We start from the raw sequence: 14,152 nt of genomic DNA, 5'->3' as shown, positions 1-14,152 counted from the left end.
TAGACTTCGCAAGCGGCTGGAAGCTCGACGATCTTCCATAATTTGAACAGGCCGTTTGGACGACGTGCACGCTGAAGAGAGAATCGAGTTGGCCCGGCAGCCGCGCGATTTAGGACTTGAAGCTCGACGACACGCTTGACAGCGTCATCTTCTGTGTCCAGGGTGAAGCGGTTTAGTAAAGCGGTTTACCAAGTAGAAGAAGCTGTCACCAAACAGCCGGGGAATCTAACTGGGGAACACGTAGTGAAAAAGCGCGCGACCAGCTTGAAGGATGTTGCCAGTGCAGCGGGCGTCTCTGTCACAACAGTGTCTCGACTGCTTAACGGCACGATTGAGTTGCCGTTGGAGACGAAGTCGCGGATCCAAGCTGCGATCCAAGAACTAAGATACGAGCCCAATCCTCATGCGCGAAGCCTCAGTCGCGGGCGTTCGGACACGATCGGACTCGTAGTCCCCGACATAGCCAACCCCTTCTTCGCTACACTTGTCTCAGCTGTTGAAGAAGAAGCTGATCAACGTGGCTTGGCCCTCTCCCTGTACGCGACATTGAACAGACCGGGGCGAGAGATTGCATATCTTAGCGCGCTGGCTCGCAACCATGTCGACGGGCTGGTTTTCGTCACAAATCACCCGGACGATGGTGAATTGGCCTCGCGCATCAACCAGACCGGCAAAGTCGTTGTCGTCGATGAAGATGTACCCGATGCGATGGTCCCGAAGCTTTTCTGCGACAACGAGCAGGGGGGCTACCTTGCAGGTCAGCACCTCGTCCAGAACGGCCATCGGAGAGTGTTGTACGTCGGCGGCCCGCAGGAGATGATCAGTACCCGCCGCCGCTATTCCGGATTGAGGCGTGCGCTGCGCGAAGCGTCCATACCCATGGATGGCCTCTTACGATACGAAGGCGAATACACCGTCGAATTCGGACGCAAAGCAGCGCGACGATTCCTCAGTGAAGGGATGCCTGCAACTGCCATCTTTGCGAGTTCCGATGAGATAGCGATCGGACTGATCGAAGTTCTCAGGGAGCAAGGAGCATCCATTCCACGCGAAGTCTCTATCATCGGCTTCGACGACGTGGGCCCGCTTCATCTATTTGCCCCCTCGTTGACGGCCATCCGTCAACCCGTCCGGGCCATAGGACAGCGCGCACTTGCGCTTCTCGTCGACACCAACTGGGAGCAGCCGGAAGACCTCCTTTCTGAAGAGCTGTTACCCGTCGAAATCGTCGTGCGGAATTCCGTTGCTCCGCCTTCGAGAAAATAACAGCAGCGGGACCAACGCCAACCAGAGGATGAACTCATGACACTTCTAAGACGCAGAACCTTCACTGTCGCTCTCGCGGCAACCGCTATGGCAGGCCTGTCCTTCGGCGCTGCCCAGGCGCAGGACGCTCAGAAGACCTTCGCGCTCGTTCAGATCAATCAGCAGGCCCTGTTCTTCAACCAGATGAATGAAGGTGCACAAAAGGCCGCGGAGGAGGCCGGCGCGAAGCTGGTGATCTTCAATGCCAACAATGATCCTGCGGCGCAAAACAGCGCCATCGAAACCTACATTCAACAGGGGGTTGATGGTATTGCGGTGGTTGCCATTGACGTGAACGGGATCATGCCAGCCGTTCAGCAGGCAGCAGACGCTGGTATACCTGTAGTGGCAATCGACGCCATCTTGCCGGAGGGACCGCAAAAGGCGCAGATCGGCGTAGACAACGCCGCGGCCGGCGCTGACATGGGCAAGTTCTTCCTTGATTACGTGAATAGCAACATGGACGGCACTGTGAAATACGGTGTCGTCGGAGCCTTGAATTCCTTCATCCAGAACGTACGCCAGGAAGGCTTTGAAAAGGCGGTGCAGGGTGCCGAAGGAGTCGAGACGGCGGGTGTCGTGGATGGCCAGAACATCCAGGACAATGCCCTTGCCGCTGCAGAGAACTTGATCACGGGCAATCCAGACATGACGGCTGTCTACGCGACCGGCGAACCCGCCCTGATGGGGGCCATCGCGGCTGTTGAGAGCCAGGGCAAGCAGGACGACGTCAAGATCTTCGGGTGGGACCTTACCGCTCAGGCAATTGCAGGCATTGATGCCGGTTACGTTGCCGCAGTCATCCAACAGGACCCTGCGGCCATGGGCGCAGCGGCTGTCGAAGCCCTTCAGACCCTTTCTGAGGGCGGCAGCGTTGAGCAGACGATCTCTGTGCCGATCACCATCGTCACGAGGGACAACGTTGAGCCGTATCGGGACATGTTCAAATGATGGCGGAAGGGCAGCATCAATCCGCTGTCGCAGGAACCGGGGGAGGGCACATCCCCCGGCAACCTGGAGACGGCGTCAATCGTCAGCCCAGGGTGTCGTTGCGGAATATCCAAAAGAACTTCGGCTCTCATCAAGCGCTTCGGGGCGTTGATCTCGATATCTATCCCGGCGAGTGTTTGGGCCTGGTGGGAGACAATGCCGCAGGAAAGTCCACACTCACCAAGATTATCTCAGGCACCTACATCCCTGACGGCGGGTCGATTGCTATCGATGGACAGGAGGTCCGGCTGACCGGACCTGCCGACGCTCGCAAGCGCAATATCGAGATGGTCTTTCAAGACCTAAGTCTTTGCGACCACATCGACGTAGTGGGTAATCTTTTTCTCGGCCGGGAACTGACAAAGGGTCCATTCCTCGATCGTCCACGCATGGTGGCCGAGGCCCGTTCCATGCTGGACGCTCTCGAAATACGGATTCCGCGCCTCGGTGCAAAGGTGGAGAAGCTGTCCGGTGGACAGCGGCAGGCGATTGCCATCGCGCGTGCGGCCTCTTTCAACCCGAAGGTGCTCATCATGGATGAGCCGACCTCTGCCCTTGCTGTTGCCGAGGTTGAGGCGGTGCTCTCGCTGATCAACCGGGTGAAGGCGAGAGGGGTGTCCGTCATTCTGATCACCCATCGTTTACAGGATCTCTTCCGCGCATGTGATCGTATCGCGGTCATGTACGAAGGGACGAAGGTCGCCGAGCGCGACATTGGGAACACGGACCTTCAAGACCTCGTGCAGCTTATCGTCGGAGGGCAAAAGCATTGACCGCCTATACGGAACGCGCAGCCGGGTCGCCGATCGCGGATTTTCTCTCCGAACACGCTCAGGTTCTTTCGATCGCCGTGTTCTTCGTCGCCTGCCTAATCTTCTTTTCAGTTACGACTGACACGTTTCTGACGCTTGGCAACATCCTCAACGTCATCCGCCAGGCCGCTCCCATTCTCGTCGTGGCAGTAGCGATGACATTGGTAATCATCACCGGCGGTATTGACCTCTCTGTCGGTTCCCAGGTGGCGCTGGTGAACGCTGTAGCTGCAATGATCCTTGCCTTAGGCTATCCTTGGCCCGTCGTGGTCCTCGGCATGCTCGCGTTCGGTGCTTTGCTCGGAATGGCCCAAGGATGGTTCGTCGCCTATCAGGGGATACCTGCTTTCATCGTGACACTGGCAGGTCTTTCCATCTTGCGCGGCTTCGCGCTTTACCTGACGCAGGGCTACTCGATCCCCATCAAGGATGTTCCAGGTTTCTTCGCCATAGGCCGTGGTGAGCTTCTCAGCATTCCTGTGCCGGCGCTCATCGCCCTTGGTGTCGCTCTGCTCGGTTACGGCGTCATCGCCTATACAAAATATGGGCGGCAGGTCGTAGCTGTCGGTTCCAGTCTTGAGGCCGCACGACGCGTGGGGATGCCATCCAAGTGGATTGTGGCCTCTGTCTACATGATCTCGGGTATCGCGAGTGCGCTGGCCGGACTGCTCATCGCCGCGCGCCTCGGTTCCGGCTCCTCGAACGCCGCTGTCGGATTTGAGCTGCAGGTCATTGCAGCCGTTGTGCTTGGTGGCACATCCCTAATGGGCGGGCGAGGCAGCATACTGGGCACAGTGTTAGGAACGCTGACCATCGCCGTGATTGGCAACGGGTTGATCCTGATGCACATCTCGCCTTTCTTCACCCAGATCGTGACAGGCGCCATCATCTTGGTTGCGATCTGGCTCAACACAAAGATCTTCACCACGAACTTCCGCTTCGGCGGAAAGAAAGTGCGAGGATAATGTGAGCCAGGAGCTTTCTGAAGGTCATGTGCGCTCCGGCAAGGTGATGACCGTGGCCGGTCCGATCGCCGTTTCCGATCTGGGTCTGACCTTGATGCACGAACACATTCTCAACGATTGCCGCTGCTGGTGGCACGCACCGAAGACGCCAGAGCGGCAGTATCTGGCAGAGGGTTTCGTCTGCATCGAGATACTTGGGGAATTGCGTCAGGATCCCTTTGTCAACAAGCACAACATCACGCTTGATGACGAGCCGCTGGCCATCGCGGAGCTAAAGGAATTCGCCAGATGCGGCGGTAACACGGTCGTAGAACCAACCTGCCAAGGGATCGGGCGGAATCCGGTGGCACTGAAGCGCGTCTCCAATGCCACTGGCCTCAATATAGTGATGGGGGCGGGATACTATCTCGGCTCCTCCCATCCGGCGAAGGTGGTGGCAATGACCGTCGACCAGATCGCCGACGAGATTGTGCACGAGGCGGTGGTAGGCGTTGACGGCACCGACATCAAGGTAGGCTTGATCGGAGAGATAGGCGTCTCTTCTGAATTTACCGGCGAGGAAGAGAAATCTCTGCGAGCGGCGGCACGCGCTCAAGTTCGCACTGGCCTGCCCCTGATGGTCCATCTGCCGGGTTGGTTTCGCCTTGGCCACAACGTGCTGAACATTGTGGAGGAGGAGGGTGCTGACCTCAGGCACACCGTGCTCTGCCACATGAACCCCTCTCACGACGATCTCAGCTATCAGGTCGAGCTCGCTTCCCGAGGAGCCTTTGTCGAATACGATATGATCGGCATGGATTTCTTCTATGCGGATCAGCAGGTGCAGTGCCCGAGCGATGAAGAGGCGGCCCGCGCTATCGTTAAGCTGATCGAGCGTGGTTGCCTTGACCGCATCCTCCTGTCTCACGACGTCTTCCTGAAGATGATGCTGACGCGTTACGGCGGCAACGGCTATGCCTACATCCTAAAACACTTCCTGCCACGCCTGAAGCGCCACGGCTTGGCCGATGATCAACTCCAAATCCTTATGCGGGATAATCCCCGGTCCGTATTCCGCGCCCAGGGCTGAACCCGACATTGACTACAGAAATGGAACCAAGATGACCAAGAAAGTCCTCCTCGTTGGCGAAAGCTGGGTAAGCTCTGCCACCCATTACAAGGGGTTTGACCAGTTCGGCAGCGTGACCTTTCACCTCGGCGCAGAGCCATTGGTGAAAGCCCTGCAAGGGAGCGAATTCGAGCTTACCTATATGACGGCGCATGATGCCGTGGAGAAGTTCCCTTACGACATGGAGGGGCTGGACGCTTACGACCTTCTCATCCTCTCCGATATCGGCGCGAACTCGCTCCTCCTGCCTCCTGCGGTCTGGTTGCAGTCGAAAACGGTTCCTAACCGACTGAAGCTGATCAAGGCTTGGGTCGAAAAGGGCGGCGGTCTATTGATGGTGGGCGGCTACTTCTCCTTCCAAGGCATCGACGGGAAGGCTCGTTGGCGCCGGACCGCAGTGGAAGACACGCTGCCGGTCACGTGCCTTCCCTATGATGATCGCGTGGAGATCCCAGAAGGCGCGACGGCGGTTATCACGAAAGCGGATCATCCAACCGTTGCAGGCCTCTCAGGAAATTGGCCGCTTCTTCTCGGCGTAAATGAAGTCGAGGTGCGAGAGCGTAGCGATGTGGAGGTCGTTGCTCGCCTCCCGGACGATCAGGGTGGCCATCCGCTGCTCGTAACAGGAAGCTTCGGTCGTGGACGCAGCGCTGCCTGGACCTCTGATATCGGGCCGCACTGGCTTTCGCCGGAATTCTGCGAGTGGGAGGGCTATGGTCGCCTGTGGAGGAACATCCTCGGCTGGCTCAGCGAGGTTCGGTGAGCAGGGATCGGTTGCGGGTATCAGCGCGCCAAGATTGCCTGCAGTTCTTCGACCGTGGGGAAGGCCGCTCTGGTGCCGCGCCGGCTAACCGTCAGCGCCGAGGCGCAGGCGGCATGACCAACGGCTCGCGTATCGAGCTCAATGCCTCTCAAAGCCGCGGACGCAAGCGCGACTGCCATGAAAGTATCTCCTGCCCCTGTTGTATCCACGGCGTGGGTGGCGACTGCCGGTATGGTGGCGATACCATTGCCTCTAGTGGCGAGTATTGCGCCGTCGCCCCCAAGGGTAATGACGACGTGGCGGACGCCCGACTGTTGGAGGCGCTCAGCCGCTGCAGCGTCCGACGAGCGGGTAAGACTCTGAGCCTCTCCTCGGTTAAGGACAGCGATATCCACGAGCGGCCAGAGGTCCGAGAAGTAGGGCCGAAGCGGCGAGGGATTGAAGGCCGTGACAAGGCCACGGCGTTTGGCTTCCGCAAGCAGACCGCGGGTCGTGGTTTCTGCGAGATTGCCCTGGAGGACAACGAGATCACCGGTCACGGCACGGCTCAATCCTGCGATGGCATCGTCAGGCGTCAGAGAGCCAGCGGAATCGGTGGTGGTCACGATGGCGTTCTCGCCATCGGGCATGGTGAAGATAATCGAGAAGTCACTGGAGCGTCCGTCGATCACGGTAAGCTTTGCCTCAACCGGCTCGGGCGCCAGCTGCTCGCGAATGGTCTGGGCGCGAAAGTCCTCGCCCACGGCTGCAATCAGCGCGGTGGGGAGCCCTGTGCGGGCCATAACCACGGCCTGATTTGCGCCCTTGCCGCCCAGGTCCCGGGTCTCCTCGCGACCGAAGATCGAAGCTCCGGCTTCAGGCATGGACGACACTGAGATGGTTTCGTCGATGGCGACGTTACCGATGACATGGGCACGCATGGCTGGCCTTTAGGAAAGGGATGAGATGCAGACGATATCTGACAACAATTCGAGCGCCATAAGGGAAATATTTGGGACTGACAAGGCGCTGATCGGGATGATCCATTGCCTGCCTTTTCCAGGCGCGCCACGGTACCGTGGAGCTTCGATGGATGCGATATACGACGCGGCAATGCGTGACGCCGACGCTCTGATCCAAGGCGGTTTGCACGGACTGATTGTCGAGAACCACGGTGACATTCCGTTCTCCAAGCCAGAGGACATAGGCCCGGAAACGTCCGCCTTCATGTCGGTCATCACCGACCGCATCGCCCGCAATACAGGCGTGCCGATTGGCATCAACGTTTTAGCAAACGCTCCCATACCCGCCTTCGCTATCGCCATGGCCGGTAGCGCGAAGTTCATCAGGGTGAATCAATGGGCCAACGCGTATGTCGCCAACGAAGGCTTCATGGAAGGGCGGGCAGCGGAAGCCATGCGGTATCGTTCGCTCCTGCGTGCAGAGCATATCAAGGTGTTCGCCGACAGCCACGTCAAACACGGCGCCCATGCCATTACCGCCGATCGCACGATCGAAGAGCTTACCCGCGATTTGGCCTTCTTCGATGCCGACGCTGTGATCGCGACTGGGCAACGCACCGGCAATTCCGCAAGCATGGAAGAGATAGATACGATCGGCGCGGCCACGCACCTGCCGCTGCTAGTGGGATCGGGTGTTACCAAGGATAACATTGTTGAGATTTTGAAGCGCACCAACGGGGTGATCGTCGCATCGTCGCTCAAGGAGGGCGGCGTATGGTGGAACCCAGTTGAGCCGGTTCGCGTCAAAGCCTTTGTCGAGGCTGCTCTTCCTGCGCTGGAGCGTTGATATGATTGAAACGCTCTCGGAGCAGATACTACGCGAAAATGAGACAGTTCTCGACGCGATGGTCAATCATCGCTTCGTTACGGACATCAAGGCTGACCGCCTCTCGAAGGAGGTCTTTGAACGCTATCTCGTTTTTGAGGGTGCTTTCGTCGATACCGCGATCTCGATCTTCGCTTTCGCAGCAGCCAAGTCTGAGACAATTACGCAGAAGCGCTGGCTGATTGGCGTTCTGGATGCTCTCGCCAACCAGCAGATCGCCTATTTTGAGCGGACCTTTGCCGAACGCGGTATCGATCCCTTCGCATTCGACACGGCCATTCCCGAAGTCGCAGCCTTCCGCGATGGCATGTATTGGATTTCGTACGATGGCGGGTATCTGGACACCATTGCCGCAATGTTTGCAGCCGAATGGATGTACTGGACCTGGTCGCAACAGGCCGCACAACATCACATTAGCGATGTTCTTCTAAAGGAGTGGGTCGACTTGCATGCGGGGGAGGAATTTGCGGCGCAGGCGCTGTGGCTGAAGGCGGAACTGGACGCGGCAGGGGAGGGGATGAGCGAGGCGGAGCGCTCCCGTCTCAGCATGATCTTTGCCGAGGTGCAGAAGCTAGAGATCGCTTTCCACGACGCTCCCTATCTGTCGAATACGAAGACGGGGTAGGTCATGGTGGAGATTAACGGCAGTCGGCTGGAAGCGCGGCTCGATCAGTTCGCAGCCATCGGTGCAACGCCGAAGGGCGGCGTCAACCGGCAGGCGCTGACTGAAGGGGATCGGCATGCGCGGCGGCTGCTGACAAAGCTGGCGTTGGCGAGAGGCTTCGACGTCTTTCAGGATCAGGTCGCGAACCTCTTTATTCGCCGGAGAGGCCGCTATGACGACCTACCGCCGCTGATGATGGGCAGCCACCTCGACAGCCAGCCCACGGGAGGCCGCTTCGATGGCGCCCTTGGCACCTTGTCGGCCTTTGAGGTCCTTGAGAGCCTGGAGGATGCCAGTGTTGAGACTGAGCGTCCCATCATGGCGGTTTCGTGGACCAACGAAGAGGGATGTCGCTTCGCTCCTGGTTGCATGGGATCGATGGCCTTCTCGCGTGGATCTATCCCCGGGGAATGGTACGAAAAGACCGGGAGTGACGGCGCCTTATTCGCCAACGAGCTGAAGTCGACGATTGAGAGCCTGCCTGAGGCTCCTGTCCGAGCATTGGGGTTCCCGATCTACGCTTACGTAGAGGTCCATATAGAGCAGGGGCCTTCGCTAGAGGCAGAGGGCATCCCTGTAGGTGTCGTGACTGGCATCCAAGGCACACGCTGGCTCGATATTGCCGTGAAAGGACAGACGGCACACGCAGGCACCACGGGACTTGCCTATCGGCGAGATCCACTGGGGGCACTGACAGCTGCCCTTGCACAGCTCTATCATAATATAATGCCGTCGGATCCGGATGCCCGATTCACTGTAGGAAGGATCTCGGCTTCACCTGGATCGGTGAATGCAATTCCGGACGAAGTGATGTGCACGGTGGATATTCGTCATCCTCAGCCCGAGCGGCTAGATGAGATCGAGAAGGAAGTCATCTCAGCCATCACCTACACAGCGGACCTTCAGCATTGTGACGTGGACATTTCCCGGACCTTCGAGATGCCGCCGTGCACTTTCAACCAAAACCTGCAGGAGGTGATTATAGCAGCCGCTGGACAGCTGGATCTTGAATGGAAGGGCATGCTTTCCGGAGCCTTCCACGATGCGCTGTTTGTTAACCGGGTGGCGCCAGCATGCATGATCTTTGTGCCCTGCCACAAGGGGTTGAGCCACAACGAGGCTGAGTATGTCGATTCCTTACATGCCTTGGCTGGTTGCCGGCTGCTAGCGGACACGGCCACGAGACTGGCGGCGTATGGGCTGTGAAGCGTCTCACTGATGAGGAGTGCCGCAGGATCCTGACGACACTAGACGCGATTGCCGCGGAGTCGGCAAGCGGGGAGATCGAACCAGCCGCCAGCGACGAAGATATCCATACCTTCATTGAACGCCATCTGATCGAGCGCCTTGGGGACGTGGGAGGCAAACTTCGTGCGGGCCGCTCGCGCAATGACCAGGCCGCCAACGACCTCAAGCTATATCTGCGGGAGGAGGCGAAGGTTGTTTCGCAGGAGCTTCTGACGCTGACCGACGCCCTGATGGGACAGGCGTCGTCCCACTTGAACACTCCAGCGCCGGAGTTCACGCACCTCCAGGCGGCCCAACCAATCGTCTTCGGCCACCAGTTGATGGCTCATGCACAGGGGCTTTTTCGTAACCTCGACGGGGCCTGTGGATAGGGCGCGACTGCAATCTCACAAAAGCTCTTGACCCCATGCCAGTCCTGAAAAACGCCCGGCACGAGAGGTTCGCCCAGGTGCTCGCCAAAGGAAAGACGATGCAACAAGCTCCCCGCTGCCATATCGCGGCTCATCGGTTTCAAGGGTCCCGTTGCTCTACTTCTTGTCGGAAGGTTCCGGCCGGTCCGGACTTCGATTGTGCTGGCACTTGTAGGCGGTGTTTAGCCGCCGCAATAGTGCCTCTTAGACGCGCCGGCCTGGCCTATCGATATGCTTCCGGCCACCTTACCTGCGCCTTGCTTCATGAGCCTGCCGCCGCTGAGGCGCTCTAGATCCGTCAAGGTACTTTTCCAATCCGCACCGTTGCGAGCTCGCTTCTGTGCAATAAGCCACTCTGAGGACTTGTCGCGGATAATCCGACGGTAGGCAGCCTCAATGGCTCCCTTGTCCTTGATCGAAGCGGTCACCTTAATCCGACTTGGTTTTCCGTCAGAGGTGCACCCGTACACGAAGATGTCGCTGGCGGCATTCCCTAAGGCTGGCAATAGAAGCGCTAGGCACAGAACGACTGCGGACACGATCTTTTTTGGCATCCAATGTTTCATCGCAGCCTCGGCGTCCTGAAAAACAATCAAAGCATGCAGCAGGAAATCAAAGATGTCGAGAGGTGGGCGAAGAGACGGCGCCGGCCGTAAAAGAGGTAGCCCAAACGAGGCTACGCAGGAGCGGCAGGCGAAGGTGGTGGCCACAGGTGTCACGGAATGGTGGATGTGGATCATCGGACAGAGGCGCAGATCGAGATGCCAGCAGCGATGCAGGCACTGGGGGAGAAGGGCGATGAAGGGCGGGCTGCCGCTTGAGGCGCTGCACCGGCGGATTACTGCGGAGCTGCTGCCCACGGCGCGATACGCCTTGCTGGTTGATGCCGCCACAGAAAGCTCGGATCTGCCCTGGCTCGCGGGCTATTCAGCAGAGGCGCTCATTGATTGGGCCGCCGATCGGATGCCGTTCGTCCTCGACGAGAGCGGTTTGGCGGGAGCTCACTTAGCAGGAGCGCCGGCCGCTCGCGTCAAAGCTCAGCCATGACTCTATCAGCAACTGCGAAGAGCCAATGCTGCGGTCGCAGCTAAACTGAAGCAGCGTGGGTAGCAATACCTGAGCGGGCACGTGTCCTGGAGAGAACAGAAAGGAGCCCGCCGGAAAAGTGGCGGGCTCCTTTCTATCCTGCATGTCACAGCAGACGGCAGTTGTGCGAGGCCAAAACCGAATCCCGTGATCGCGATATGTCCCGCGGTCAGGCCGGCATCGGAACGCATTCCCGCTTTCGCGGAACGCCCGGTACAGAGCCAGTGACTTGCGTCACCTGACCTTGAGGACAAGCGCCGTCATCGACGAGTACCCGTTGGCCCGTCTTGAGGCTGCCTGCCTTCGGCTCACTTTTCAGTACTGTTTGGCACCCTGTCAGTCCGACGGCTAGTGCTAGCGCCAGAAGCCGATAACGCATTCCATACCCCCTCAGTTGCTCGACGCCTTTTTGGCGACGACTGAATTCACCATTAGACACCCCGCACCGCCTCACCCAAGTGGGTGAGACAGGGTGCCAATGAGAAGGGAGCTCACGAGGAAGAGACCGGAGGGACCGCCGCTAGCGCTGCGACGAAGTCCGTTTGTCTTTCCATGCCTGATTTAGCGAGAATGGACTTTACGTGCGTTCTGACGGTCTCAACGCTCACGCCAAAGTCTCTTGCTGTCGTTTGTATTGTTCCCCCACTCGCGAGGCTTTCACCGACCTTAGCCTCCGATGGCGTTAAATCGAAGAGGCCACGAATTATCTCTATCGGCGGCACGTTTCGCCGTCCAACTGGCGTCACCAAGACTATGAAGCTCGCCCTAGTGAAAACATCCCTCGCAGACCTTCGAATAGGAAGAATATGGACTATCGCTGGAGGCACATCTTCTATTGCAGGTACGGGGAAGGAATGGCCGTCAGAGCGATCACCTCTCTGAAGATTTGCTACGATGCCCGCAAAGCTACGATATGATCCGCTGGGACGGTGGCAGCAGAAATGTAAGGCATCTTTCGCTTCGACGACTGCCTGAGGTGCAAGTTTTGCGAAGGAGGCGTTGCGATCCAAGATCCTTCCGTCGCTCCTCACCATAGCAGCTGGAAGTCTCGCCAATTGAAGCGCGTGTAGCGCCGCCTCCGTCCGCGCGAATTGTAGACGAGTGGCTAGCAGTGCCGCCCTTGCCAAGTGCGGTCGGTAGATATCGAGTAACTCGAGATCGTTTCGCTGCACTGGGCCGAGGCATCTTCTCTTTTCGATCGAAAAAGCGATCACGTCTCCGCTGGGGGTCTGGACGGTGGTGCCGGCGGCATAGCCAAAGCCGTGTTTCCAAAAAAACTCTCGGTAAACGTCTTGTTCGGCCATCCAGTCCTCGCCGAGGTAGATTGCATCGCTGATGAAGCCCGGATGCGGGTTTCTTAACAGAGCTCTTGTTTTAGGGTTGTTGTACGCCCAGCCGCCTTCAAAGAAACTTTGAAACAGGCGCTTCACGCCCTCGCTTGCTATCCAGGGTGCGGATGGGTCACTAACGTTGGCAAGAAGAGCGCCTTCAGCACCTATCAAAGTCGAGATTCGATCGAGAACTGCTGGCCACGCTTCGGCCACGACCGCCGCTTCATAGATCTGATCCTCAAAGGTCCAAGTCATGTTGTCCGCAAGCGTAGTTCGCGAGGCCGCGATATTAGCTCACGACCATGCTCAGCAACAGATACAAAAGCGTTAGCGCGACGGTTGGGAAAGGACGCTCCTCGCTTTGTTTGAATCTTCAGAAACGGCAATTCTGTTCTTCTGAATCAATAGAGGAAACGTGCGTTTTAGAACGGAAACCAGATCCAACGGTGACTGCGCGATAGCAAACTCACGGCGAAAAAGGAAAACAGTAGATGCCCCGCATTCTACGGCAACCTCTTAGAGGCTCTGGCTTATCGTGAAGCGCGGACAATGCGCTTAACTCGGTGTTGTAGCCTGCGCGGGAGTACATCCCCGACCGCCTCCACGGCCTGGAGAGCTCGGCCATGGTCGTCATCATGCAGCGACTGCGCAAGAACGATGTCGCCGACACCATCCTGAAGCTTGGGTAGCCCTAACCGCAGTTTCTTTGTAGGGTTTGAAGGGATCGCTTGCCTCCCCTCATGAAACTCCCTGACGGACGGCTCGCCGTGTGACACGGCCGCCTTGCTCTCTTCCACGCGCCAGCCGTCATGACACCCTCCGGAGGTCGGTTCTCGCGGCAATGTAGTCTCGCCGGTGGCTGAAGAAGGTGATCCATTCCAGCGTTCTGTTGCCTGCCTCATCCGGTGGCCAGTAGCCTGGCAAGGCATAGCGGGGCTTTCCGGCTTTCGTGATGCGAAGGTTTAAAACTTCAAGCGAGGGGAAGCCGTGACGACGCAGCCAAAGGCGCCACTGTTCAATCTGCTTTGTCTTGGTCTCGGCGACAATACGAGCGGGATGGCGCGCTGCGTGTGGACGCGGGCAGGGGCGTCCTCACGCGGGTTAGGTTTATATATTTTCTCTTTCTCTGGGTTTGGTGGACGTATCTGTCCCCCTTCATCGGACGTATTTGACCGCCTTGCCGGACGATTTTGGCCGCCTTTTCCTGGGTAAAGGGTGACTACTTTGTCTGTCTTTTCGCGGGCCTCCGATGCGCGTAGAATCGACGCCGCTGAGGGACGATATTCTGTGTTGTGCCCGACGCCGTTTCCGCGCTGGATCTCGAACCATCCTTTGTCCTCAAGTTCACGGACGGCGCGCTGAATGGTCTTGAGGCTCTTGCCGGTCACTTCGGCAATCGTCTGATAGGACGGCCACGCCTTCTCGGTGTGGCCGTTCAAATGTGTGGTGACGATATAGAGCGCTATGGACCGGGCGTTATCGCTCAAATCCTTGTCGCAACTCAGCTGCTGAAGCCATTGCAGCTTCACATCCCGAAATGGCCGCGCCCCGCTCATGCGCACCTCCCAAGGTGCAAGACCACGGGAAAATGAGGGCCGGAAACGTCCGGAAAAAGTGGGACGGCGGCTTTGCTAAGCCGTTGA

General features: G+C 58.3%; 16 protein-coding genes. 11 read left to right on the top strand and 5 right to left on the bottom strand.

What is annotated here, in order from left to right; all coding sequences use genetic code 11:
• Positions 1–264 precede the first annotated feature (264 nt).
• Genes LXM96_RS00270 through LXM96_RS00245 form a run of 6 tightly spaced genes read left to right on the top strand, consistent with a single transcriptional unit; the run spans position 265 to position 5,943 of the window.
• Positions 265–1,266, top strand: coding sequence for a LacI family DNA-binding transcriptional regulator (locus LXM96_RS00270; protein WP_239996227.1), 1,002 nt, complete (start codon positions 265–267; stop codon positions 1,264–1,266).
• 36 nt (positions 1,267–1,302) lie between these two features.
• Positions 1,303–2,256 (top strand): substrate-binding domain-containing protein, encoded by a 954-nt coding sequence (locus LXM96_RS00265; RefSeq protein ID WP_239996226.1) that lies wholly within the window; start codon positions 1,303–1,305, stop codon positions 2,254–2,256.
• Positions 2,253–3,068 (top strand): ATP-binding cassette domain-containing protein, encoded by an 816-nt coding sequence (locus tag LXM96_RS00260; protein ID WP_239996225.1) that lies wholly within the window; start codon positions 2,253–2,255, stop codon positions 3,066–3,068. Before LXM96_RS00265 ends, LXM96_RS00260 begins: the two co-directional genes overlap by 4 nt.
• Positions 3,065–4,072 (top strand): ABC transporter permease, encoded by a 1,008-nt coding sequence (locus LXM96_RS00255; RefSeq protein WP_239996224.1) that lies wholly within the window; start codon positions 3,065–3,067, stop codon positions 4,070–4,072. The genes LXM96_RS00260 and LXM96_RS00255 overlap by 4 nt, the downstream gene beginning before the upstream one ends.
• Before the next feature lie 46 nt (positions 4,073–4,118).
• Entirely contained in the window at positions 4,119–5,141 is a 1,023-nt protein-coding gene (locus tag LXM96_RS00250) for a phosphotriesterase family protein (protein ID WP_239997162.1), read from the top strand.
• A 31-nt stretch (positions 5,142–5,172) separates the two neighbouring features.
• Positions 5,173–5,943 carry a glutamine amidotransferase gene (locus LXM96_RS00245; RefSeq protein WP_239996223.1) on the top strand — a complete coding sequence of 257 codons (771 nt, stop codon included), beginning with the start codon at positions 5,173–5,175 and terminating at the stop codon, positions 5,941–5,943.
• Between the two features lie 20 nt (positions 5,944–5,963).
• Here LXM96_RS00245 and LXM96_RS00240 read toward each other — a convergent pair whose 3' ends face one another.
• Complete coding sequence (locus LXM96_RS00240; protein WP_239996222.1) at positions 5,964–6,863, bottom strand: ribokinase; 900 nt, start codon at positions 6,861–6,863, stop codon at positions 5,964–5,966.
• Between the two features lie 25 nt (positions 6,864–6,888).
• On the opposite strand from LXM96_RS00240, the gene LXM96_RS00235 reads away from it, so the two are divergent.
• From LXM96_RS00235 to LXM96_RS00220, 4 genes are read left to right on the top strand one after another with little or no spacing between them, the layout of a single operon-like run.
• Complete coding sequence (locus LXM96_RS00235) at positions 6,889–7,731, top strand: BtpA/SgcQ family protein (protein ID WP_239996221.1); 843 nt, start codon at positions 6,889–6,891, stop codon at positions 7,729–7,731.
• A gap of 1 nt (position 7,732) precedes the next feature.
• Positions 7,733–8,395, top strand: a complete 663-nt coding sequence (locus LXM96_RS00230) for a TenA family protein (protein ID WP_239996220.1) — start codon at positions 7,733–7,735, stop codon at positions 8,393–8,395.
• Between the two features lie 3 nt (positions 8,396–8,398).
• Positions 8,399–9,640: a Zn-dependent hydrolase gene (locus LXM96_RS00225; RefSeq protein ID WP_239996219.1), complete on the top strand. Its 1,242-nt coding sequence runs from the start codon at positions 8,399–8,401 to the stop codon at positions 9,638–9,640.
• On the top strand, positions 9,637–10,053 hold the full coding sequence (locus LXM96_RS00220; RefSeq protein WP_239996218.1) for a lyase family protein: 417 nt from the start codon (positions 9,637–9,639) through the stop codon (positions 10,051–10,053). The genes LXM96_RS00225 and LXM96_RS00220 overlap by 4 nt, the downstream gene beginning before the upstream one ends.
• Before the next feature lie 221 nt (positions 10,054–10,274).
• Here LXM96_RS00220 and LXM96_RS00215 read toward each other — a convergent pair whose 3' ends face one another.
• Positions 10,275–10,802 carry a hypothetical protein gene (locus tag LXM96_RS00215; RefSeq protein WP_239996217.1) on the bottom strand — a complete coding sequence of 176 codons (528 nt, stop codon included), beginning with the start codon at positions 10,800–10,802 and terminating at the stop codon, positions 10,275–10,277.
• Positions 10,803–10,890: 88 nt separating this feature from the next.
• On the opposite strand from LXM96_RS00215, the gene LXM96_RS00210 reads away from it, so the two are divergent.
• Positions 10,891–11,139, top strand: a complete 249-nt coding sequence (locus tag LXM96_RS00210; protein WP_239996216.1) for a hypothetical protein — start codon at positions 10,891–10,893, stop codon at positions 11,137–11,139.
• A 208-nt stretch (positions 11,140–11,347) separates the two neighbouring features.
• On the opposite strand, the gene LXM96_RS21700 is transcribed toward LXM96_RS00210, so the two are convergent.
• The 3 genes from LXM96_RS21700 to LXM96_RS00200 all read right to left on the bottom strand — a co-directional run bounded on the left by LXM96_RS21700 (position 11,348) and on the right by LXM96_RS00200 (position 14,065).
• Complete coding sequence (locus LXM96_RS21700) at positions 11,348–11,557, bottom strand: DUF6719 family protein (protein ID WP_317208182.1); 210 nt, start codon at positions 11,555–11,557, stop codon at positions 11,348–11,350.
• 112 nt (positions 11,558–11,669) lie between these two features.
• Complete coding sequence (locus tag LXM96_RS00205) at positions 11,670–12,764, bottom strand: helix-turn-helix transcriptional regulator (protein WP_239996215.1); 1,095 nt, start codon at positions 12,762–12,764, stop codon at positions 11,670–11,672.
• Between the two features lie 707 nt (positions 12,765–13,471).
• Entirely contained in the window at positions 13,472–14,065 is a 594-nt protein-coding gene (locus LXM96_RS00200) for a helix-turn-helix domain-containing protein (protein WP_239996214.1), read from the bottom strand.
• Positions 14,066–14,152 lie beyond the last annotated feature (87 nt).

It is taken from the genome of Rhizobium halophilum (assembly GCF_021648825.1).
In the GTDB taxonomy this organism is placed as follows: Bacteria; Pseudomonadota; Alphaproteobacteria; order Rhizobiales; family Rhizobiaceae; genus Neorhizobium; species Neorhizobium halophilum.
Note: the sequence above shows the minus strand (reverse complement) of the source record. Positions and strands in the feature narration are given on the sequence as shown.